Origin of the sequence: Streptomyces sp. SCSIO 30461, from assembly GCF_037023745.1 — a bacterium.
Lineage (GTDB): Bacteria > Actinomycetota > Actinomycetes > Streptomycetales > Streptomycetaceae > Streptomyces.
The window spans coordinates 3,840,670-3,861,270 of record NZ_CP146101.1 but is presented as its reverse complement, the minus strand read 5'-3'; the positions used below and the strand labels follow the sequence as shown (position 1 = coordinate 3,861,270).

At 68.1% G+C, this 20,601-nt stretch carries 18 protein-coding genes and 4 pseudogenes; 12 read left to right on the top strand and 10 right to left on the bottom strand.

From position 1 onward, the window contains the following. The first annotated feature begins 713 nt into the window (after positions 1 to 713). Positions 714 to 902, top strand: coding sequence for a hypothetical protein (locus V1460_RS17000; protein ID WP_338674536.1), 189 nt, complete (start codon positions 714 to 716; stop codon positions 900 to 902). Positions 903 to 944: 42 nt separating this feature from the next. Further along, a complete protein-coding gene (locus tag V1460_RS16995) occupies positions 945 to 1,253 on the top strand; it encodes an alanine:cation symporter family protein (RefSeq protein WP_338674535.1) in 309 nt (102 codons plus the stop codon). Here V1460_RS16995 and V1460_RS16990 read toward each other — a convergent pair. Next, on the bottom strand, positions 1,250 to 2,599 hold the full coding sequence (locus V1460_RS16990; RefSeq protein WP_338671528.1) for an ISL3 family transposase: 1,350 nt from the start codon (positions 2,597 to 2,599) through the stop codon (positions 1,250 to 1,252). The two genes, V1460_RS16995 and V1460_RS16990, sit on opposite strands and share 4 nt — an antisense overlap. A gap of 222 nt (positions 2,600 to 2,821) precedes the next feature. Here V1460_RS16990 and V1460_RS16985 point away from each other — a divergent pair, with 222 nt between their 5' ends. The 4 genes and pseudogenes from V1460_RS16985 to V1460_RS16970 all read left to right on the top strand — a co-directional run. Next, complete coding sequence (locus V1460_RS16985; RefSeq protein ID WP_338678076.1) at positions 2,822 to 3,220, top strand: hypothetical protein; 399 nt, start codon at positions 2,822 to 2,824, stop codon at positions 3,218 to 3,220. A gap of 61 nt (positions 3,221 to 3,281) precedes the next feature. Beyond that, on the top strand, positions 3,282 to 3,824 hold the full coding sequence (locus V1460_RS16980) for a winged helix-turn-helix domain-containing protein (RefSeq protein WP_338671432.1): 543 nt from the start codon (positions 3,282 to 3,284) through the stop codon (positions 3,822 to 3,824). Further along, positions 3,734 to 4,351: a transposase gene (locus tag V1460_RS16975; protein WP_338674534.1), complete on the top strand. Its 618-nt coding sequence runs from the start codon at positions 3,734 to 3,736 to the stop codon at positions 4,349 to 4,351. The genes V1460_RS16980 and V1460_RS16975 overlap by 91 nt, the downstream gene beginning before the upstream one ends. 34 nt (positions 4,352 to 4,385) lie before the next feature. After that, positions 4,386 to 4,598 (top strand): annotated as a pseudogene (locus V1460_RS16970) (transposase); the annotation flags it as partial. Between the two features lie 57 nt (positions 4,599 to 4,655). On the opposite strand, the gene V1460_RS16965 reads toward V1460_RS16970, so the two are convergent. Then, positions 4,656 to 6,188: a multicopper oxidase family protein gene (locus V1460_RS16965; RefSeq protein ID WP_338674533.1), complete on the bottom strand. Its 1,533-nt coding sequence runs from the start codon at positions 6,186 to 6,188 to the stop codon at positions 4,656 to 4,658. A gap of 202 nt (positions 6,189 to 6,390) precedes the next feature. On the opposite strand from V1460_RS16965, the gene V1460_RS16960 reads away from it, so the two are divergent. Together V1460_RS16960 and V1460_RS16955 are read left to right on the top strand one after the other, a co-directional pair. After that, positions 6,391 to 6,735: a transposase family protein gene (locus V1460_RS16960; protein ID WP_338674532.1), complete on the top strand. Its 345-nt coding sequence runs from the start codon at positions 6,391 to 6,393 to the stop codon at positions 6,733 to 6,735. A 171-nt stretch (positions 6,736 to 6,906) separates the two neighbouring features. Continuing rightward, positions 6,907 to 7,356: a hypothetical protein gene (locus V1460_RS16955; protein ID WP_338674531.1), complete on the top strand. Its 450-nt coding sequence runs from the start codon at positions 6,907 to 6,909 to the stop codon at positions 7,354 to 7,356. On the opposite strand, the gene V1460_RS16950 is transcribed toward V1460_RS16955, so the two are convergent. Next, complete coding sequence (locus tag V1460_RS16950; RefSeq protein WP_338674530.1) at positions 7,305 to 8,534, bottom strand: IS256 family transposase; 1,230 nt, start codon at positions 8,532 to 8,534, stop codon at positions 7,305 to 7,307. The two genes, V1460_RS16955 and V1460_RS16950, sit on opposite strands and share 52 nt — an antisense overlap. Before the next feature lie 56 nt (positions 8,535 to 8,590). Here V1460_RS16950 and V1460_RS36365 point away from each other — a divergent pair. Further along, positions 8,591 to 9,183 (top strand): annotated as a pseudogene (locus V1460_RS36365) (transposase). 74 nt (positions 9,184 to 9,257) lie between these two features. Here V1460_RS36365 and V1460_RS16935 read toward each other — a convergent pair. The 6 genes and pseudogenes from V1460_RS16935 to V1460_RS16910 form a co-directional block, all read right to left on the bottom strand. Further along, positions 9,258 to 10,106: an alpha/beta hydrolase gene (locus V1460_RS16935; protein ID WP_338674528.1), complete on the bottom strand. Its 849-nt coding sequence runs from the start codon at positions 10,104 to 10,106 to the stop codon at positions 9,258 to 9,260. A gap of 332 nt (positions 10,107 to 10,438) precedes the next feature. Further along, positions 10,439 to 10,576 (bottom strand): hypothetical protein, encoded by a 138-nt coding sequence (locus tag V1460_RS16930; protein WP_338674527.1) that lies wholly within the window; start codon positions 10,574 to 10,576, stop codon positions 10,439 to 10,441. Between the two features lie 16 nt (positions 10,577 to 10,592). Continuing rightward, the gene (locus tag V1460_RS16925; protein WP_338674526.1) at positions 10,593 to 11,120 is read right to left on the bottom strand and encodes a class I SAM-dependent methyltransferase; all 528 of its coding nucleotides are present in this window, start codon (positions 11,118 to 11,120) and stop codon (positions 10,593 to 10,595) included. Between the two features lie 30 nt (positions 11,121 to 11,150). Beyond that, positions 11,151 to 11,732 (bottom strand): class I SAM-dependent methyltransferase, encoded by a 582-nt coding sequence (locus V1460_RS16920; RefSeq protein ID WP_338674525.1) that lies wholly within the window; start codon positions 11,730 to 11,732, stop codon positions 11,151 to 11,153. 202 nt (positions 11,733 to 11,934) lie between these two features. After that, the gene (locus V1460_RS16915) at positions 11,935 to 12,333 is read right to left on the bottom strand and encodes a hypothetical protein (protein WP_338678397.1); all 399 of its coding nucleotides are present in this window, start codon (positions 12,331 to 12,333) and stop codon (positions 11,935 to 11,937) included. A 197-nt stretch (positions 12,334 to 12,530) separates the two neighbouring features. After that, positions 12,531 to 12,791, bottom strand: a pseudogene (locus V1460_RS16910) (methyltransferase, FxLD system); the annotation flags it as partial. Between V1460_RS16910 and V1460_RS16905 the strand changes: the two are divergent. Continuing rightward, entirely contained in the window at positions 12,760 to 13,914 is a 1,155-nt protein-coding gene (locus V1460_RS16905; RefSeq protein WP_338674524.1) for an IS701 family transposase, read from the top strand. The pseudogene V1460_RS16910 and the gene V1460_RS16905 overlap by 32 nt on opposite strands. Positions 13,915 to 14,091: 177 nt before the next feature. Here the strand turns inward: V1460_RS16905 and V1460_RS16900 are convergent. Then, a pseudogene (locus tag V1460_RS16900) lies at positions 14,092 to 14,429 on the bottom strand (class I SAM-dependent methyltransferase); the annotation flags it as partial. A 972-nt stretch (positions 14,430 to 15,401) separates the two neighbouring features. Here V1460_RS16900 and V1460_RS16895 point away from each other — a divergent pair. Next, positions 15,402 to 18,236 (top strand): LuxR C-terminal-related transcriptional regulator, encoded by a 2,835-nt coding sequence (locus V1460_RS16895; protein ID WP_338674523.1) that lies wholly within the window; start codon positions 15,402 to 15,404, stop codon positions 18,234 to 18,236. Between the two features lie 450 nt (positions 18,237 to 18,686). Continuing rightward, the gene (locus V1460_RS16890; protein WP_338674522.1) at positions 18,687 to 20,480 is read left to right on the top strand and encodes a S8 family serine peptidase; all 1,794 of its coding nucleotides are present in this window, start codon (positions 18,687 to 18,689) and stop codon (positions 20,478 to 20,480) included. Positions 20,481 to 20,601: the final 121 nt, after the last annotated feature.

Here is a 20,601-nt window from a genome sequence, read left to right as displayed (position 1 = left end):
CCCTGGCCTCCCCCGCCCGTCGTGGTTGCGTACCGCAGGTGATCGAAGTGCCGTTGCCGTCCCCCACCCCGCAGGTCAGGTTTTGGTCACGGAGCAGCCACACCCAAATCGGCTGGGAACCAAACCGAGTGAAGAGAGCTCGTCGTCCCTCGGGCGAGTCGCAGCTTGTCGGGCACCTAACGGCAGGTTTCCTCAGACGTGAGGCTGGCCTGGGACAGCGCCAGGAGACAGCTTGATCGTGATGCCGGTCCCACGCGCGATCCTCGATTAGTAGCCCGTCGGTGTGAAGGCGAGCCGGGTGCCCTCGGCAACGTCCGGAAAGGTAGTATCCAACGGCGTACCGCCGAGGCCCGAGGTGAACCGGTCGAGGGCTCAGTCCTGTAGAAGGCAAGCAACTTCAACCGCTTCTCTGCCGCGGGACACGTTCCGTCATACGCATCCCGCACATGGGCCCGTGACCGAATAATCACCCAGGGGGGTCGCCTCGAATGTCGCAACGCGCTTAGCGGGGCTTACGCTAAATATTCGAATCAAGTATTTTCACTGCAAGCAGCCAATTGGCTGTGGTCGCCATGAACCGGAATTTTTGCCAGAGAACGCCCACACCGACCAATGGTGAGTGACGGCGAAACCGCTACTGAACTTGAATTCGTGATGCTGAGGTTGAAAGGGTGGGGTGACAGGCGTGGTGGGCGGGCAGGAGATGGATGTACGTGCCGGGTCAAGACAGCACGTTCACGGGGGCGGCACTCACACAGGCCGCCATCGCATCCCAGTTCGGGATGGCGTCCCGCCGGGTGGTGCAGCCGATCAACGGACCGGAACTCGCAGGTCACGCCGGGCGCTTCGACCGGCTGGGGCACTCCCGGCGTCTGACCGGGTACTTTCGCGTGATGCGCTGACGGGGGAGATCGTCGCGAGCCAGGTACCGGAGGGCGGAGCGTGTGATCGCTTGCACCACCTCGCGGGACGCGACCCAGTTCGGTACTGTCGCGACATGGCTGACGACCCTGCTGGTGACGGTGTTCGCCTACTCCTCGATCGTCGGTAGCTACTCCTACGCGGAGGTGAACCTGTCGCTCTTCCACGCGGGGAAGGTCGCACGGACTTCCTTCCGACTGAGCACACTCGCGGCGGTCGGGATCGGTTCGATCCTGGCCCTCGACGTGGTCTGGGAATTCGTAGATGTCACCATGGCGGTGATGAGACTGGTCAACCTGGTGGCCATCGGTTTGCTGGGTCTTCGAATTTAGTGGGGGTGCGCCTGCCGTCGGCTCCGGCGGGTGGTCGCACAGCGTGAGCGTAGGCGCTGGTTGGCGCGGTTGCGGAAGCCGAAGGCGTTACGCGCTTCGAGCTTGATGAGGCGGTTGTTGCCTTCGGAGGCGGCGTTGGTGATGCCGGTGGTCAGGTAGGTCTCGATGCCGTCCCACCACTGCTCGATGGTCTCGGCGAGGGTGAGGAGTTCGTGCAGGTGGGCGTGGTCGGCGACGTGGGTGAAGAAGCGGTGGCGGGCGGCGGAGATCGCGGAGCGGTCGGGGGCGTGGTGGGTGCGGCTGACGGCCAGGCCGAGGAGGTCGCGCAGGAGTTCCTTGGCCTGCCAGGCCGCGTGGATCTGCCGGCCGTAGGTGCCCATGTACTCCAACTCGGTCTTCAGGAGGAGGCGTTGGTCTTCGGTGAGGTCTTCTTTGTTGCGGCGCAGGAGTTTGCGGACGGTGTAGATGCCGTCGCCCTTGCGGGCCCGGCGGCCGTGCTGCCGCCAGGTGAGGCGTCGGCGCAGGTCGGCGAGGTGGCGCTGGGCGAGTTGCACGATGTGGAAGCAGTCGACGACCACGGTCGCGTGCGGCAGGGCACGGTGGACGGCGGCGCGGAAGGTGGAACACAGGTCGATGGCGACGTAGCGCACCTGTGCCCGCCAGGATGCGGGCTGGGAGCTGAGCCAGTCGGCGACCGAGGTGGCGTTGCGGCCTTCGACCTGCCCGAACAGTCCTTGCCCGCCGATCACGTCGACGAAGCCGATGTGCCAGGCGTCCGCGACCAGTTCCCACTTCTGCGTGGCCGGGTTCTGGGCCCAGACCGGCTTGCCCCGCCGGGTCTCGTCGATCCCGACCGCCTCGGTCGCGGGCGGCGTCTCGGGCAGGACCGTCGCGGCGTAGTCCTCGAAGCATCGCTGCACGATGGGCCAGCTCAAGGACAGGTCGCGGCCGGCCTGCACGACGGTGCGGGATCCGTCGCAGACCGCGGCCCCCGCCGCCCGGCGCAGGGCGGTGGTGGTGCGCATCCCGGCGGGCACCGCGTGGATCGCCTCGGTGAACGAGCCGCGCTCGCACGCGGGCTCGGCGCAGTACCAGCGTGCCTTGCGCCACCGGATACTCACAGGGCGTCCACCGCAGGGCAGGTGCCGGGGCCGGGTGGTGCGGTAGTCCTTCAGCCGGGTGGCGAAGACCCCGCACGAGGGGCAGGCCCGGGCGGAGTCCTCGCTCGTGACCACGTACACCGTCGAACCGCCCGCCCCGTCGTCCTTGACCTGCGTCACACTCACCCCCTCCAGCCCCAGAAGTCGCGTTGCCGCTTCGTTGATGCCGGTATCGTCGCTGTTCAAGCCCGTGGGGTTTCATGATCGGTTGCCTAGACAACAACCATGATCACGAAGGCCCGCGGGCTCCTTGCGTCCAGGGCGCCCGCACCCCAACCACCTCACACAGCGTGACCGGCGAGCGCGCCCGTCACCGCCGCACCCCCCACTAAATTCGAAGACCCACAATGGCGGCAGGAACTTCGCCGTCTCTCTGTCGGTGACCCACAGGACCCCGGCTATCGCCGACTGCGCTATTCACGCTATGCCGACGATCACCTCCTGGGATTCATCGGACCGAAAGCCGAAGCCGAAGCTATCAAGGATCAGCTGTCGACGTTCCTGCGTGACCAACTCAACCTGGAACTCTCGCCGGAGAAAACTCTGATCACCCACGCCCGTACCCGGGCCGCCCGATACCTCGGCTACGAGATCATAACCCAGGGAAGTAACAGCAAGATTGTCCGTGGCCAGCGCGCCGTGAACGGAAAGATCGGGCTGCGTGTTCCCCTCGATGTGATCGCGGCAAAACGCACCCGCTACCGGAAACACGGCAAGCCGTGGCACCGGTCGGCCATTCAGAACCTTGACGACTACGACATCGTCAAGACGTTCGCAGCCGAATACCGGGGTGCTGTCCAGTACTGAGGTTGAACTCGCGATGACGGCTGGTCGTGACAGTTCGTGATCCCTGCGGTATGCCGGGTTCATGAGGTACGCGCAGGGAGGCGGGCTGACGCCGAAGGGGCAACAGGCCCGGGAACGGGTGCGGTTGGAGGCAGGCGCGCGGTTCGGGCGGGGTGAGAAGACCGCTGAGATCGCGGCCGGGTTACGGGTCGGCAAGCGGCAGGTAGAGAAGTGGCGCCGGTCCTGGCGCGAGGGCGGCCTGGACGCCCTGCGCTCCAAGGGGCCGATGTCGGTGGAGCGGCTCTCGCCCCGGCAGTGGGAGCGTTTGGAGCGGGAGCTGGCACGGGGACCGCTGGCGCACGGCTGGGACGAGGGCCAGGGCTGGACACTGGTGCGGATCAAGACGCTGATCGGGCGGATGTTCCACGTCGGCTACACCGTGCAGGGTGTGTGGAAACTGCTGCGGCGGCACGGATGGTCCGCGCAGGTGCCCGCTCACCGGGCGATCGAGCGGGACGACGAGGCGGTCGAGGTATGGAAGGACGAGGTGTGGCCGCGGGTAAAAGTGCCGCGGCGGACCTGGGCGCCTACATCTGCTTCGAGGACGAAGCGGGCCAGGGGCTGAGGTCGCCGAAGGGACGTACCTGGGCGCCGCGCGGCCAGACCCCGGTGATGCGGGTACGCGGCAGCAACCGGGGCCGGGCCTCGGTGGCCGGCGTCGTGTGCTTCAAGCCCGGTGCCCGGCCGCACTTCTTCTACCGGCTGCACGTCTGGCGCGGACGCAAGGGCGAGCGCAAGAGCTTCGCCTGGAGGGACTACCGCGAGCTGATCGTGCTCGCGCACCACCAGCTCGGCACCCCGATCGTGTGGGTGTGGGACAACCTGAATGTCCACCTGACCGGCGAGCTCGCGGACTTCATCGCGGAGAACGAAGAGTGGCTGAGGGTGTTCCAGCTGCCCTCCTACGCTCCCGACCTCAACCCGGCCGAGGGAGTGTGGTCGCTGCTCAAACGGTCGCTGGAGAACTTCGCCGCCGCCAACCTCGATCACCTCGTCCGCGTCATGAAGCGCAAGCTGAAGAAGATCCAGTACCGCCCGCACCTGCTTGACGGCTGCCTCGCCGAGACCGGCCTGTTCATCGAACCGCCATGACCAACCCGCCCGCTATCGCGAGTTCAACCTCAGCAACCGCAACCCAGAAAAGCGCGGCTTCCACGTCGTGAAAAGACGCTGGGTAGTGGAGCGGAGTATCGGCTGGATCATGATGCACCGCCGCCTCGCCCGCGACTACGAGACCCTCGCCACCAGCTCCGAGGCCATGATCCACATCGCCTCCATCGACAACCTCACCAAGCGCATAACGGACGAGACCACACCAACCTGGCGAGGAACCTACTAGGGCATACAGGGCAATACGCCTAGATCAAATGCCCTCTCAGAAGAGAGGCGGCCGTTTCTACACGCGGTAGGCAAGCACTCCGATCATGCCGGCTTGCTCGTGATAGGCATTGTGGCAATGCGTGACCCAGCGGCCGGGGTTGTCGGTGTCGAAGTAGCAATTGACAGTCTGGCCAGGGAGGACGATCACGGTGTCCTTGCGCGGGCCGGAGAGATCCCCGACGAAGAATGAATGGCCATGGAAGTGCATAGGATGCCACATGCCGGTCTTGTTGGTGTAGCTGATACTCACGCGCCGACCCTCCGTCAGGCCGGCCAGGGGAACCCGGGGATCGTATTTCTTCCCGTCCAGTGCCCATACATACGGGTCCATCTGGCCCGTCAAGGAGAGCCGGACGGTCTGATCGGCCTTCTGATCGTCAAGTCTCACGGCAGGCGTCGATTTGAGGTCGGACAGGTTTCCCCCTCCCACGAGTTTTCCATCCAGTTCGGCAGGGCGGGCTGAAGGTTTGGGCGCCTCCCCCGCGCCGGTTCTGACGAGAGAGAACGCTGACGCTCCCTTTCCTTCCGCAAGGGCAACGAGTGGAAATACTCCGTCCTTCAGAGTGACGAGGACGTCGTACCGTTCACCCATACCCAGGAGAATGCGGTCTGCATCCACCGGCTCGATGGGACTTCCGTCGGTGTGAGTCACCGTCATCCTGTGCCCGCCGAGGGCAACGAGGAAAGCGGTATCGGCGCCCGCATTGATGAGTCGGATCCTGGCACGCCGGCCAGGCTTGGAGGTGAACACCACCGGTGCGGACGGAACTCTCCCGTTAATCAGATAATAGGGGTAGTTCAAGTCGCCGGGATCTCCCCCCAGAAGCCGGCTATTCGCATCCGAGGGAAGCGTCACAGCCTCCACCAGGGCCTGCTGTTCTCCCTTGGTCGCCATGCCTCGTTTCAATTGAGCGTACACGCTCTCGGGTGTAAGACCGTCGACACCGTCGATCCAGTCGTCGAGTACCACGGTCCAGTCTTCATCGTACGACTGTGGTTCGTCCGGGTCCTCGATGATCAGCGGTCCGTACAGGCCATGGTCGAACTGAAGGCCTTCGTGGGGATGGTAGTAGTAGGTTCCCGGCGTGGTCACTACATACTCGTAAAGAAACGATTTCCCCATCTCGATTGGGTCCTGCGTCACATAAGGGACCCCGTCCATGTTGTTTCTGATGTCCAGGCCATGCCAATGTACGGTGGTGGGTGCCGGCAGACGATTAGACACGTCGGCCCGTACGGTGTCGCCGCGCTGCAGTCTCATTTCCCGTCCCGGAACTCTGCCTTCATAGCTCCAGGCGTTCACGACGACGCCTCCTAGGTCCACGGGCCCGACGGTGGCAATCATGGGAAACCGGTAGAACTTCCCGTTCCTGTGGCGCGCCTGATCGACTTTCTGAACCTGGGGTCCGTCCGGCTGGACATAGTTCGTGGCCGACGGTGATGCGCCACCCTCGCCCGGCTTGCCGCTCTGCGCACACCCCGCCAGGATGGACAATCCAGCTGCACTCAAACCAGCCTTGAGCAGAGGCCTTCTGCCGACAGGCTCCATCAGGGCATTTCCTTCCCTCTCGGGACAACCGGGGCATCGTCATGCTACTCGGTCGGATGGTGTTCCGCGTGTGAAGCCAGGGCTCGGGCGAGTTCCGGGGGTGGGCGGTTGGTTGGGCCGTGACCGGTTGGGGTGCAGAGCAGAGCAGGCACGGACTTCGTGATCATTGGGGTGTCGAAGCTCAACGATCATGAGGTGGCCCGTGCCTGCCGCTGCATCCTCTCTCATCCCGCCGGCGTTGGTGAGGCTGGGTCCGCTGGATCTCGGCCAAGTCGCCGACCTGCGGCCTTTCCTGGAGTTGGCGCCCGGCCCGCGTGCGAGGCAGGGCCGCTGGTACTCGCTGACCGCGATCCTCCTCGTCTGTGCCTGTGCGGCGGTGCCGGGAGCGAGGAGCGTCGACGAGATCGCCGAGTGGGCCCAGCAGGCCTCGGACACCGTGCTGACGGCCGTCGGTGTCCGACGGCATCCGCTGCGGTGGCGTCGTTCTCCCTCGCGGACCACGATCGGCCGCGTCCTGGCGGCCGTCGACGGTGACGCCCTGGACTGAGGCGTCCCCTCCGAGTAGCCGAGGGGATTCTCACCCAATGCCAGGAACTTACGCGGCACGGGGCTCTGCGGCGGGGCGGGGTGGATCTTGCTGTTCAGCTTCGGGGGGAACCTGCGTGTCGGCCGTTTCCGGTGTGGTGATGGTGAGGTCGCCGACGGTACTGGGCGGGAGGTGGTCAGGCGGCGGGAGGCGGACACGGACGGTCTCCCGCCCGGCAGAGTGCGCCTGACCTCGCCGTACGATCTCGACGCCCGCTACGGAGTCAAGGACGATCTGCACTGGACCGGGTACAAGCTGCACATCAGCGAGGTCTGCCAACTGCCCCGGCCCGACGACGAGGCTCCGCGACCCGGCCGACGGGCACGCCCTCCCGTCCCGAATGTGATCACGCATGTCGCGACCACGGACGCGACCGTGCCCGACGTGAAACTGGTCGAGCCCGTCCATCAGGCCCTCGATGGCCGGGACCTGCTGCCCGCCGAGCACTACCTGGACTCCGGCTACGCGAGCGCCGAACTCGTCGTCGACTCCCTGAACACATTCGGAGTCGCGCTAGTCACACCGCTGGGTCATGTCCCCTGTGGTGGTGTAGCCGGACCGATCTGGTCGTTGTTGGGGTAGATCTTGTCCATGCTGCCTTCGGGGAGGTAGCGGCGGGGGAAGGCGATCCACTCGTCGTGCATCTCGATGAGCACGGCGGTGGTGAGGCGTTCGAGTGCGTCGGGGTTGGGGAAGATCTGCACGACGTCGGTCCGGCGTTTGATCTCGCGGTTGATCCGCTCCAGCGGATTGGTCGACTGGATCTTCTTCCAGTGCCGATCAGGGAAGTCCGCGAACGCGGTCAGGTCCTCCTTCGCTTCCAGGAGCATGGACCTGACCTTGGGGAACTGGCGGCCGAGCATGTCGGCGACGGTGTCGAGCTGGGCCCGGACGGCTGCGGCGTCGGGCTGGGCGAAGATCGTGCGGATGGTCGCGGCCACCATTTCCGCGGAGTCCTTCGGGATCACCGCGAAGACGTTGCGCGGGAAGTGAACGCGGCATCTTTGGCGAGGCCGCCGCCCGGGCCGTGCTGGGCGGACGGCCTTGACCAGACCGCTGTGGTGGTCGGCGATGACCAGGCGGACCCCGGACAGACCGCGCTCGCGCAGGGAGCGCAGGAACTCGCTCCAGAACGCCTCAATCTCGTTGTCGCCGACCATCAGGCCCAGCACTTCGCGTCCGCCGTCCTCGGTGATGCCGGTGGCGATGACTACGGCCTGGGACACGATCTGATGGTTCACGCGGGCCTTGCAGTACGTCGCGTCCAGGTAGATGTAGGGGAAACGGGTGTGATCCAGCGGCCGGGTGCGGAAGGCGGTGAGTTCGGCGTCCAGCCCGGCGCAGAGCCGGGACACCTCGCTCTTGGAGATGCCGCTGTCAGCACCCAGCGCCCTGACCAGGTCGTCGACGCTGCGGGTGGACACTCCGTGGACGTATGCCTCGACGATGACGGCGTAGAGGGCCTGGTCGATGCGGCGGCGGCGTTCGAGCAGGCTGGGGAAGAAGGTGCCGGTGCGGACCTTGGGGATCGCCAGGTCCAGGTCCCCGGCCTGCGTGGTCAGTACTTTGTCGCGGTGACCGTTGCGCCAGGTCGTACGGGTGTCGGCGTGCTCGCCGGGCTCCGCGCCGATGTGGGCGGTGGCCTCGGCCTCGATGAGTTCCTGCAGGATCCGCTGGGCCAGGACCCTGATCAACTCGATTCCGTCCGCCGTACGCAGTGACTCCATCAGCCGGAGTAAGTCATGCTGGGACAAGGCCATCGTGTCACCTCTCTCAACGAGCTTCGCTACTCGGAGAGTTGCGCGATGGCCGCCTCATGACCAGGGGCTATGCGGAGATCGCTGCTACACCACTCGGCGGGACACCATCAGCAGCGCAGGGCGGTACCTCCCGCCGGCAGCGCGAGAAAGCCGGCTACCAGCGCGAAGCCTTCACCATCGACTGGGACGCCCGCCAGGCCACCTGCCCCCAGGGCGCTGCCAGCCGGTTCTGGAGCCCGGCCAGGCAGAAGGACCGCGACGTGATCGTGGTCCGCTTCGACCAGGCTGACTGCGGCCCCTGCCCGGCCAGAGCCGAATGCACCAACGCCACCCGCTGGGGCCGCCAGCTCACCCTGCGGCCACAGCCGCTGCAAGAACTCATCGATGCGAACCACACCGCCAGCAGGACCAGACGTGGCAGGCGAAGTACGCCCTGCGGGCAGGCGTCGAAGGGACCATCCGACAAGCCACCGCGGTCACCGGCAACCGCCGGACCCGCTATCGCGGGCTCGGGAAGACCCATCTTGAGCACGTCTATTCCGCAGTCGCCCTCAACCTGATCCGCCTCGACGCCTGGTGGAGCGGCCAACCCCTCGACCACACACGCACCAGCCACCTCGCCCGACTCGACCTCACACTCGCCGCATAACCACACATTTGGCCAGCAGGATCGGCAAGGCGTTCGCCGACAGGGACCAGAAGGACTGACCTGAATCGTCCACTCTATTTTTGTGTCAGACCCACCGCAGGCCACACCTGGAGATCCCGACTCAGGAAGTCGGTGATCGCCTGGGCGGCTGTGGAATCCTCCCACAGCACCCGGTGACCGCCCTGGAAGATCCCGATCTCGCAGTGTGCTAGCTGCGAGGCCATGGCGAACTGCCGTTCTGGCGGAGCGATGCCGTCGTATTGGCCGGTGACCAGTATCACCGGCATCGTCAGAGCCGGCAAGCGATCAAAGGTGTCATGCGCCTTCCTGGCGCCGAGCTGGCGCGCTTGCCCGATGCGCCGGTGGTCTTGGGCGCCGACCACGGCCAACGCGTCCCACTCGTCGCCCCAAGCCTGCATTTGCTCCGGATGCAGCAGTTGCCAAGTCCGGTCGTGCCGCGTGTCCCACAACTCGCACCTGCGCCTGTGCAGCTCGTCTCGACCCAGACCCGCGAGCTGATGAACCGGGTAGGAAGCGCCGCCCGCCCCACCGCTCGATGTATTCAGCAAGACAAGTTTGCGGACGCGCTCGGGATGTCGCAGAGCAAGTTCCTGGGCTACCATGCCGCCAAAGGAATAGCCGACGACGAAAGGCCGGTCCCAGCCGATGACATCCAACACACCACGGGCGTCATCTGCGTAGTCGGCCATCGTGTACGCGACGTCGGGTGCATCCGAGGAGCCCAGGCCTCGCTCGTCATAGGTCAGCAAGCGAAAAGTTTCAGCGAGCTGGGTCCTGAACGGGGAAACGGCGTCATGATGGAGGAGGTCGCCATCGGTACCGGCGAGAAACAAGAGTGGGTCCCCTGCGCCGCGTTCCTTGTAAAATAGCTGCAACCCGCCAGTCAAGGTCAAGTATGGCATAGGACCGCCCGAGTGGGTGCGGCACCGGCTGACGCGGCATGTCTCCCGACGACGGCGCGGATCCGGGCCAACACCCGTCGCCGACGGCGTCTAGGGTTCGCCAAGTGGTCGCTGTCGAAGCCACATTGCCGAACAGGGCACATTGCTCACGCAATGTCTTCATATCCGAAATGCAGTCACCATCGTAGGTGAGCATCACCGTCTACTCCCGCAGCGCGGGAAGATCATCTTCGCGCACTCTACGGAGTCTCATTGACGAAGTCAAGGAATGCCCGCGCGGGGAAAGACCCCGTCGGCCGCGCTCCGGTGTGCTGCGGAACGTCTCGACACGCTTACGGGCGGCGGGCTGCGTACAGCCGGTAGGAGACGTGGATGTCCGGCCTTGGTGAATCGATCGTCGTGACCGAGTCGATGGTGAGGCCGTGCTGGGCCAGGAGGCTTGTCCATAGCCGAGGTGTGAGCACCCACATGGCCACAGGGTGGTCTTCAGTTGTGCCGGGCAGCCAGGATCTCGGGGCGCGGGGTCACTTCGGACGACGGACCAATGCCGTGGGAGTTTGTGTGGAGTGCGGAGAAGAACAGTCGTCCACGCGACGACGCAAGTCCCTTGGCCAGGGCAGGCAGGAGTCGGTCGGGATCCAGGTACGGCATGGAGCAGACGGAGTAGATCAGGTCGTACGGCTCGGCATCGCGTTGGTCCACGGCGTCAGCGCATACCAGGCGCAGGCCGGGGGTGTTCGGGTAGCGCGTGAGGGCGCGCTGGTGCTGGGCGGGGGAGGCATCGACGGCAGTGGCCTCGGCGCCCAGGGCGGCCAGCCATGCGGCGTGTCGGCCGAGGCCGCTGCCGAGGTCGAGGACGCGCAACCCAGTCACGTCGCCGAAAGCCTCGATGCCGGGGCCGGTTTCCGGTAGGCCCCAGTCCCACTGGGACAGCTCGGGCAACTCGAGTCTTCTGGCGAGTTGGTGGTTACCGTAGGTGTTCCAGGTCTCAACGGTGCCCTTCTCGATGGTCACCGGGTGCTCCATCAGATCAAGGGGCGCGGGTCAGGGGCGCAGGGCGTAGCAGCGCAGGACATCGAGGTCGGCGGTGTGGGCGACGGACCAGCTTGCAGTGAGGATCTCGGCCTGGGCTGGGGTGATGCCGAGGCCCTGCAAGGGGTCGGTGGCTGCGCGGCGCCCGGCGATCTCGCTGACCACCCAGAACGTCCCGCCCGGAGCGAGGAGGCGGCGGACGCGGTCGAGGAAGGCCGCCTTGTCGCCGATCCACCGGTAGACGAGGCGGCAGGTGATGACCGCGTACGCCGCCTCCGGCAGGGCCCTGAGGTCATCGGTGGCAATGTCCATGCACCGCCAGACCGGATCGCGACCGGACCCGATGTCCTGAGCGGCGGCGAGCGCGACGGCGCTGGGGGAGCAGTCGATGCCGGTCGTGCGGTAGCCGAGTTCGGCGAGGCGCCTGGCGAGCGAGCCATCGCCGCAGCCTATGTCGAGGGCGGGGCGGTCGCGACCGAGGCCGAGGCGGTCTTCCAGCAGCCGGTTCTCGGTGTCGTCGAGCCGCCGGTAGCGGCGGCCTTGAGACCAGAGCCGCTCCCAGTAGGTCGCGGCCTGGGTGGACGCTGTGGTCACGACGGAGCCCCTTTACGGGCGGGCGGCACGGATGCGCCAGCAGGATCTTCCGCAACGTGCGGATAGGGGAAGCCAGCAGCAGTAGGACGGGGACGAGCTGCGCCTGCTGCTCATCAGAACGCGGACTTCGTCCAGTGGGAGTGCTGGCGCCTTGGGACGGCGAACCAGTGGAATGCGCCTGGATATCGCGGGGATCACCGGTTCAGTCCTTGCGCGGCCAGTCGAGGACGAGACGACTGTACGCCTTGTCGATGACGAAGCGCGGCTCGGTGGGGGTGAGCTTGTCGCGGACGTCTGCGGTGGCCATGCGGAAGGTGGGCTCGGGGGCGGTGTTGCCCCAGCCCTGATCCCAGGCGCGGATCTCGGAGGCGACGTGGTCGACGAGGTCGGCGGCCCGGGAGCCGTGGCCGATGACGCCGATCTCCCGGAACCAGCCCTTGTCGTCCTCGCCTTTCCGGACGGTGAGGTACGCCAGGCTGTCGTCTTGCAGCGCGGCCATCGCGCCCCAGCCGAACGAGGGCGTGTATCCGGGGCGCTGGCCCGGCAGACGCGACAAGCCGTTGGGCAGGACGTACGCCAGGTACAGGTACATCCACTCCAAGGGCGAGCCCTTGCGGGTTCCTGGTTCATGGCGGTGCGGATTGCGTCGCGGTTGACCTGCTGTTCGCTGAAGGTCTCCAGGTCGACGTTGCCCTCGCCTTCCATGGGGACGCGGGTGTAGATGTCGACGCAGACGCCCTTGCGCAGGGGCACGAAGGTACACATCTCGCAGGAGACGGTCTTCCAGGTGTCGCCGCCGCGTTCGAAGGCGAAGCTGCGGCTGATGCTGCCGCGGATCCGCATCGGGAGGACCAGGCGTCCGCCGGGGGCGAGCTGGTCGAGGAGCTTGACGGGGATGTCGCCCGCGCCGACCGTGAACTGAATCCTGTCGTAGGGCGCGTGCTCGGGAAGGCCAGAGGCTCCGTCAGCCAGTACGGCGGTGACGTTGGTGGCACTGGCCTGGGCAAGGTTTTTGTTCGCGCCGTCGATGAGGTCCTGGTCGACGTCCAGGGTCCGCACCTGCCCGCGGGGGGCCGCCCGGCTCGGGGCTGACGGCAACCGTCAGGCCCTGGCCAATTTCATCACTACCAGTCCCTGGGACCCGGCGCATATCCGGGCCCAGCTGGCCTGGCGGATGGAGGTGGCGATCAGGCCGAAGGCCGTGGTCTTCGACAATACCGGCTTCCTGAAGGACGGGACGGCCTCGGCGTGCGTGTCGCGGCAGTACACCGGCACCGCGGGCAAGGTCACCAACTGCCAGGTGGGTGTCTCACTGCACTTGGCCTCGGACCACGCCTCGACGGCGGTCAACTGGCGGCTGTTCCTGCCTCAGACCTGGGACCCCACCTCACCGAAAGCCGACCCCGGCAAGGTGGCCCGCCGCGAGCGGTGCGGCATCCCCGACGACGTCGGTCATGTCGAGAAGTGGCAGCTGGCCCTGGACATGCTCGATGAGACCCGCTCCTGGGGGATCGATGTGCCGCCGGCCGTCGCGGACGCCGGATACGGCGACTGCGCGGCCTTCCGGCACGGGCTGCAGGCCCGCGGCCTGAATTACGTGGTGGGGATCTCCACCACCATGTCGGCACAGCCCGCCGACGCAGTCCCGGTATGCGAGCCGTACTCGGGCCATGGACGACCGCCGGTGGCGAAGTACCCCGACCCTGCCCGGCCGGTGAAAGATCTGGTCATCGCGGCGGGCAGGAAGGCCGCACGGCCGGTGCAGTGGCGGGAGGGATCCCGGCCGGGCACCGGCCGCTGCGGGGTCAAGCGGATGTACTCCCGCTTCGTGGCCTTACGGGTCCGGCCCGCCGGACGCGAGATCCGCCAAGCCGCCGACGGCCCGGAACTGCCCGAGTGCTGGCTGCTGGCCGAGTGGCCCGCAGGCGAGAGCGAGCCGGTCCAGTTCTGGCTGTCCGACCTGCCCGAGGACACCGCGCTGACCACACTGGTCCGCCTGGCCAAGCTCCGCTGGCGGATCGAGCACGACTACCGGGAGATGAAGCAGGCCCTGGGCCTGGCCCACTTCGAAGGCCGCACCTGGGGCGGCTGGCACCACCACGTCACCCTCGTCTCCGTCGCGCACGCCTTCTGCACCCTGCAGCGACTGGCCCATGCCCCAAAAGACACGGCGCCGGCCTGAGCCTGTACCAGGTCGTCCGCGAGCTGCAGACACTCCTCGCAACCTGGACCGGCGCCTGCCCCGCCTGCCACCGCGGCATACCCACCCGCGCACCAACCTGACCAAGCGCTACTGGGCCCGCGTCAGGCAACGTTCGCCCTGTTGGCGAGGGTTGGGCCGTCAATGCAGACTGCACCGCATGGAGCCGAGCGCGCTTTCCTCGACCGGCAGGCCTCCATCCGCGCCTCGTCGAACCGCAGCGCCGGATGGGCCCGCCGGGCGTGGTCGACCATGCCCGGGGAGAGGTCGAGCCCGAAGGCGTCCAGCCCCAGGTCGTGCAGCATGGCCGTCAGATGTCCAGGCCCGCACCCGACGTCGGCTGCCCACGGGTTCCCCGTCCCGCGCACCAGCTCGGCGAAGGTACCGATCATGTTCCGCGAGAACGGCTGCGTCTCCAACCGATTAGCGGACATCGACGCATGCAGCTCGACGACCCCGTCGTAGGCCACTCGGGTTTCGTCCTGATGCTCCATCACGGGAAGCGAAGCTAACATCCGCGCACGTTCGCAGCTTCTCCGGCCTCGTGCCGACCCCCGCCCCTGGGGACCGACTGTCCCGTCACATGATCACGGGACAGGCCCTACAGCCCGCGTCACAAGATCAGCGCCAGAGCCCGTAATTCCTCAGGTCCTGACCTCGTCCATGTCTACTTGATCGAGGGCTTGCTTGTCTTGTCGGTGCCGCCTCCTCGGGGTCGTTTGTTGGGCCGGGCTGGGCCCGTTCATGATCACTTGGTGGCTGGTGTTGATCAGCCGGTCCAGGAGCGACTCGGCGACCACCGGGTTGGGGGAGATCGGATACCAGTCGCTGGGCGCCCGGTCAGCGCGGTCCAGCGCTTCCGTGCCGTCGGGCTCACGGGCGGACGCGGGTTGCCGGTCGCCCGCCCCGGCCCGGTGGTGCGGGCGAGGGGACGTCGTCGGCCACCCGGTCTCCCCGAGGGCCGGGAGGGTGGTCCCGTCCGGCCCGTCGCCTGTCGGCCGGACCTCGCCGGCCGCCGGCGGCGCGCCCAGTCCTTCCCGCTTCCGGAACGGAGCACCGGCGGTGACACCGGCGGCCGGACGGCACTTCTCCTGCGGCCCCCGTCACGCAAAGTAAAGGCGTGACCACTGGTGGCAACTCTTCCTTGCGGGAGACGTCGCCGTACGGAAACACCACTGCACGGGGCACCCATCACGCCGGGCGATGGGTGCCGCGGGGGGTCGTCCGCCATCGGTCGTTCCCGACGCGCGTCAGGACGAGCAAGGCGCGCAGTTCCAACGGCGGCCGGGAGTAGCCCGGCTGCGCCGGTGTCACAGCACTGCGGAAGGCGACGGAGCAGGTCACAGGCTGACGGCGCACCGGCCGCCGGGCAGCATCCGCCCGTACGGCCCACCGCTCGGACGATGCGGCAGACTTGGGCACCACCGGACCCCGGGCGCGGGGATCCCCGGAGCGAGGGAGCAGGCAGCATGAACACACCGGTCTGGGAACACCACCTGCGGCGCACCCTCATCTCCGGGACGGACGAGCCGCTGCTCGTCCTGGTGGCGGGGGCGGCCGGCACCGGGAAGAGCCACCTCGTACGCCGGCTCGCCGATCTCCCCGAGGCGGCCGGCGCCGAGTTGCTGACGTGGACGTGCGGCGAGGACGCCACCCCGCCCGACCCGACCGGGGACGGGCCCGTCCTGCTTCTGGTGGACGACCTGCACAGGGCGGACGTGGCCGAGCGCAATGCGCTGCGCCGTGTGCTGGAGCGGCCCCGGCCACCCCGCGCGACCGTGCTGCTGTACCGACCCGAGGAACTGCCCGAGCCGGGTCTTCCCCTGGGTGCACCACCCGTGCGCTACCCGCGGGAGCTGGTCGTCTTCGAGCACCAGATCGCACCGTGGGCCCCCGATCAGGTACGGCAGGCCGCCACGACCGCCCTCGGTGACCGCTGTACGCCCGAGGCCGTCGCCCGGCTGCACGCGCGGTCCGGCGGCGTGGCGCAGGTGGTGGTCGACCTGTTGGCGGTGTTGCGGGGGCACGACGCGCAGCGGTGCACGGCGGCCGACGTGGACGCAGCGGGCGTGCCCGTACGCCTCACCGAACTGGCTCTGAGCCGCACGGCCTCACTACCCGCTCCACAGCGGGCCGTGGCGTGGGCGGCAGCCGTGCTGGACGAGCCGGTGACCAGAGAGGAACTGCTGACGGTGGCCGCCGCGTCGGCAGCTCCTGGCGACGGCCCTGCGCGGAACCCCTCACCGGTGGGCAAAGGAGAGCGGAACCCGGCGCTCAACGCCGCGTTGGTCGCGGCGCTCGACGCGGCCGTTCTCACCGAGTACCCCGACCGCCGGTACGGACTGTTCGTCCCACTCGCCGCCCGGACCATAGGGCGGGTACTGCCCGGCCCCGTTCGCCAGGAACTGCATGCAAGAGCCGCCGACGTGCTCGTGCGGAGGCAGCCGGTGCCGTGGGCGGCGCTCGCGCGGCACCACCGTGAAGCCGGCCGGGTACGGGCCTGGTTGCGGGCCGTGGAACAGGCCGCGGACCTGGCCGCCGATGCCGGCGACCATCAAGCGGCGATCACGCTCCTGGAGCAGACCCTCGCTTCTCCCGACGTACCCCGGGGATCGCGGGAGCGGCTGGCGCCGCTGCTGGCCGGCATCGCCGTCGACGGACTGCGCTCGGACCAGACCGTCGATGTGCTGTCGCAGATCGTGGAGGACGGGAGCCTTCCCGCAGTGTTGCGCGGTGAGATCCGGCTCGACCTCGGACTGCTGTTGTGCAACCAGGTCGGCATGGGCGGCACCGGCTGGACGGAGCTGGAGCGCGCCGCTGCCGAACTGCGCAGTGAGCGACCGGCGTTGGCTGCCCGCGCCATGTCAGCCCTGGCAATGCCGTACTGGCCCGGCTCGTCCATCGACGTCCACCGCGCCTGGCTGGAGGACGCCGAGGTGGCCGCCGACGACAGTGGGGACGAGACCGTGCGCTCGGCCGTCCAGGCCAACCGCGCCGGACTGGCCATGAGTTGCGGCGATCCTGGGGCATGGGACCTGCTGAAGTCCCTACCCACCGACCATTCCGACCCCAGCATCCGCCGGCACGCCGCCCGCGGGCTGTGCAACGCGGCCGACTCGGCGATATGGCTCGGGCACCTCGGACGGGCCGAGAAGCTGCTGCACCAGGGCCGGGAGCTGTCCGCTCGAAGCGGTGCCCCGTACACCGAGCACACCGCACTCGGGGCGACGCTCCTGCTGGAGTGGTTTTCCGGGCGGTGGACAGGGCTCATCGAACGCTGCGAGGAATTCGTCGCCGCCACCGCGGACATGCCGGTCATCAGCGCCGACGCGCGCATGGTTCGGGGTCTGCTCGCCCTCGCGCAGGGCGACTGGGGTACCGCGCTGTCGTGGCTGTCCGGCTCGGACGCGTCGTCGGCCGAACACGCCGCCGCGCCGCACGCCGCCGCCACGTCCGGGGCTCTCATCCGGTTGGCGTTGGCACGCCAGGACATTCCCGCTGCGGCGGAGGAGGCCGGGAGTTCCTGGGCGAAGGCGGCGGCGAAAGGCGTGTGGCCGTGGGCGGCCGAGTCGGCGCCCTGGGCCGTTGAGGCGATGGCGCGCGTCGGCGAGCGGGCGGCGGCCCGGTCCATGGTCGAGGACCTCGCGACTGGTCTCGCCGGGGTGGACGCGCCTTCCGCGACGGCCGCGTTGAGCTGGAGCCGGGCGGTACTGGCCGAGGTGGAGGGCCGTCCGCTGGACGCCATCCCGCACTACCGCGACGCTGCCGCGGTGTTCGAGCAGGTACCGCGTCCGTACGCCCGGTTGCTGGCCGCCGAGGGCGCGGCACGCTGCGCCCTCGAAGCCCTCGGGGTGCAGGCCCCGGGGTCCGCGGAGCAGGGGGGCGACCCCGACGGGGCCGCCGCTCCCGCCGTCCATGAACTGGCCTCTTGCGCCGCCCGGTTCACCGAACTCGGAGCAGTGTGGGACGCTGCTCGGGCCCGCGCCGAGCTCCGCCGGCACCAGCCGGCCAGGGAGGGCCGGCCGCCGGGCCGCCCCTCCTACGGTGGCCACCTCTCCCCACGCGAGCGCGAGGTTGCCGAACTCGCGGCGACGGGGCTCACCAATCGGGAGATCGCGACGACGTTGCATCTGTCGCCGCGGACGGTCGAGCAGCACGTGGCCCGAGCCATGCGCAAACTGGGCACGCCCTCCCGCCAGGACCTCGCCGAGCGGTGGGAAGTCGCCGGGCGGCGCGCGTCGGTCGTGCCGGACGAGCCGGAGGGATCGCACGCCGTTCCGGCCCGCGCGCCCGGCATCGCATGACCTCGCCAGCCCACACACCCGCACCTATACACATATGCGTATCCGTATAGGCATGCACCACGGTGCGTAGATCAACCGTCCACGAACCCCGCATCCGGTGATCAATCGGACCGTCGAGCCCTGGTCAGGGATTAATCACGTATCCGTAGTGACCGCGACCCGGATATTCCGCATGCGGGATTCGACCGTAGGTTCGTTCCACGTGCCGGTCGACCGCGCATCCGCCGCCAAGGGGAGCGACTGAGACACGCGTCGACCGGCTGAAGCCGCGCACACGGGCATCGTCACGAGCACGATGCCCTGCCCGGTCCGGCCGCCCTCAACCCCCCCACCCTGATGCGGCCGCAGGGCCCGACTTGTCATGTACCGAACCTACCCACTTCGGTCGACCGGTCGGGAACAGACTGGAAAGGCAGCACCTTGAACGGTTCCAGACCCTTTCGCATATCCGTGCTCGCTGTGACCGCCACCGCACTGCTCACCGCAGGAGCCACAACCTCCACCGCCGCCCCGGCGCCCCCGGCGCCCTCCAACGCCGCTCCCGCGGCAGCCGCATCCCCGGCCAATGCCGACGCGCCCGTCGAACGTCTGATCGTCGGCTACAAGACCCGCGCCGCAGAGGCCGCATCGGACTCCGAGGCGGGCAAGGATGCCCGGTCCAAGGGCAAGAAGGCCGGTGAGTCCCTCGACTTCGACCGCCGTCTCGGCACCGGAGCCGCCCTCATCGACCTCGGCGGCAAGAAGGACAAGGCCGACATCGCCGACATCATGGACGCCTTCCGGGCCGACCCCGACGTCGCCTACGTCGTCCCCGACACCCGCGTGTACGCCACGTCCGTCACACCGAACGACACCCAGTACAGCAAGCAGTGGGACCTCTTCGAGAGCACAGCCGGTATGAACGTGCCCGGCGCCTGGGACAAGGCCACCGGGCAGGGCGTCAAGGTCGCCGTGATCGACACCGGATACGTGGCCCACTCCGACCTCGCGGCCAACATCATCAGCGGCTACGACTTCATCTCCGACCCGTCCATGGCCAACGACGGCGGCGGCCGGGACAGCAACCCGGCCGACCCGGGCGACTGGATGGACCGCGGCGAGTGCGGAACCGACAGCAACGGCCTGCCCGTGCCGGGGCAGGACATCGACAACTCCTGGCACGGCACGCACGTCGCCGGCACGATCGCCGCGGACGCGAACAACGGTAAGGGCGTGGCGGGCATCGCGTACGACGCGACGATCCAGCCGGTCCGCGTGCTCGGCAAGTGCGGCGGGACGACCGCCGACATCATCGACGCGATCACCTGGGCGTCCGGCGGCTCCGTGCAGGGCGTGCCGAACAACCCGAACCCGGCAGACGTCATCAACATGAGCTTCGGCGGCGAGGGCGGCTGCGACTCGGGCACCCAGAGCGCGATCAACGCGGCCGTGGACCGCGGCACGACGCTCGTCGTCGCGGCGGGCAACGACAACTACAACGCCGCCTACTACAACCCGGCCAGCTGCAGCAACGTCATCACCGTCGCCGCAAGCGACCGCCAGGGCAACCGGGCCTCGTACTCCAACTACGGGAGCGTCGTCGACATCACGGCGCCCGGTGGCGAGACCGCGGTGAGCGACTCCAACGGCATCCTGTCCACGCTCAACACCGGTACCCGCAGCGTAGGCAGCGAGACCTACGCCGCCTACCAGGGCACCAGCATGGCGGCCCCGCACATCACCGGCCTCGCCGCACTGTTGGTCGACGCCAACCCGTCGCTGACCCCGGCGCAGATCGAGTCCACCATCAAGAGCAAGGCCCGCACGCTGCCGGGCTCCTGCTCCGGCGGCTGCGGCGCCGGCCTCGCAGACGCGGCGGCCACGCTCGGCTCCAGCAGCACGACCGAGCCGCCCAGCGACTCGAACGTCTTCCGCAGCACCACCGACGTCAGCATCCCCGACAACGGTGGCTGGGTCACCTCACCGATCTCGGTGAGCGGCATCAGCGGCAACGCCCCGTCGGACCTGAAGATCGACGTCGATATCAAGCACTCCTACCGGGGTGACCTGGTCATCGAGATCGTCGCCCCGAACGGCGCCTCCGCGCGCCTGAAGGACGCCTCCGACGACAGCACCGCAAACCTCGTCACCACGTACACCGTCGACGCCTCCGGGGTGGCCGCCAACGGCACCTGGAAGCTGAGGGTGTCCGATGCCTACGCCGAGGACACCGGGTACATCGACTCCTGGAGCCTGACCTTCTGACGTACCGCTCCCGGTCTGCCGGTGCCCTCCTCGGGTACCGGCAGACCATGCGTGTCCCCGCGACGCCGTACGCCACTCGCCGGTGCCGTCGGGGACATCCGCGTCCGAGCACGGAAGCCGT

Excerpts from the sequence above, each read along its gene's own strand:
- V1460_RS16980 (WP_338671432.1), top strand. The coding sequence starts at position 3,282 with ATGAGGTACGCGCAGGGAGGCGGGCTGACGCCGAAGGGGCAACAGGCC.
- V1460_RS16975 (WP_338674534.1), top strand. The coding sequence starts at position 3,734 with ATGGAAGGACGAGGTGTGGCCGCGGGTAAAAGTGCCGCGGCGGACCTG.
- V1460_RS16965 (WP_338674533.1), bottom strand. The coding sequence starts at position 6,188 with ATGGAGCCTGTCGGCAGAAGGCCTCTGCTCAAGGCTGGTTTGAGTGCA.
- V1460_RS16950 (WP_338674530.1), bottom strand. The coding sequence starts at position 8,534 with ATGGCCTTGTCCCAGCATGACTTACTCCGGCTGATGGAGTCACTGCGT.
- V1460_RS16935 (WP_338674528.1), bottom strand. The coding sequence starts at position 10,106 with ATGCCATACTTGACCTTGACTGGCGGGTTGCAGCTATTTTACAAGGAA.
- V1460_RS16930 (WP_338674527.1), bottom strand. The coding sequence starts at position 10,576 with ATGTGGGTGCTCACACCTCGGCTATGGACAAGCCTCCTGGCCCAGCAC.
- V1460_RS16905 (WP_338674524.1), top strand. The coding sequence starts at position 12,760 with ATGAGGTCCTGGTCGACGTCCAGGGTCCGCACCTGCCCGCGGGGGGCC.
- V1460_RS16895 (WP_338674523.1), top strand. The coding sequence starts at position 15,402 with ATGAACACACCGGTCTGGGAACACCACCTGCGGCGCACCCTCATCTCC.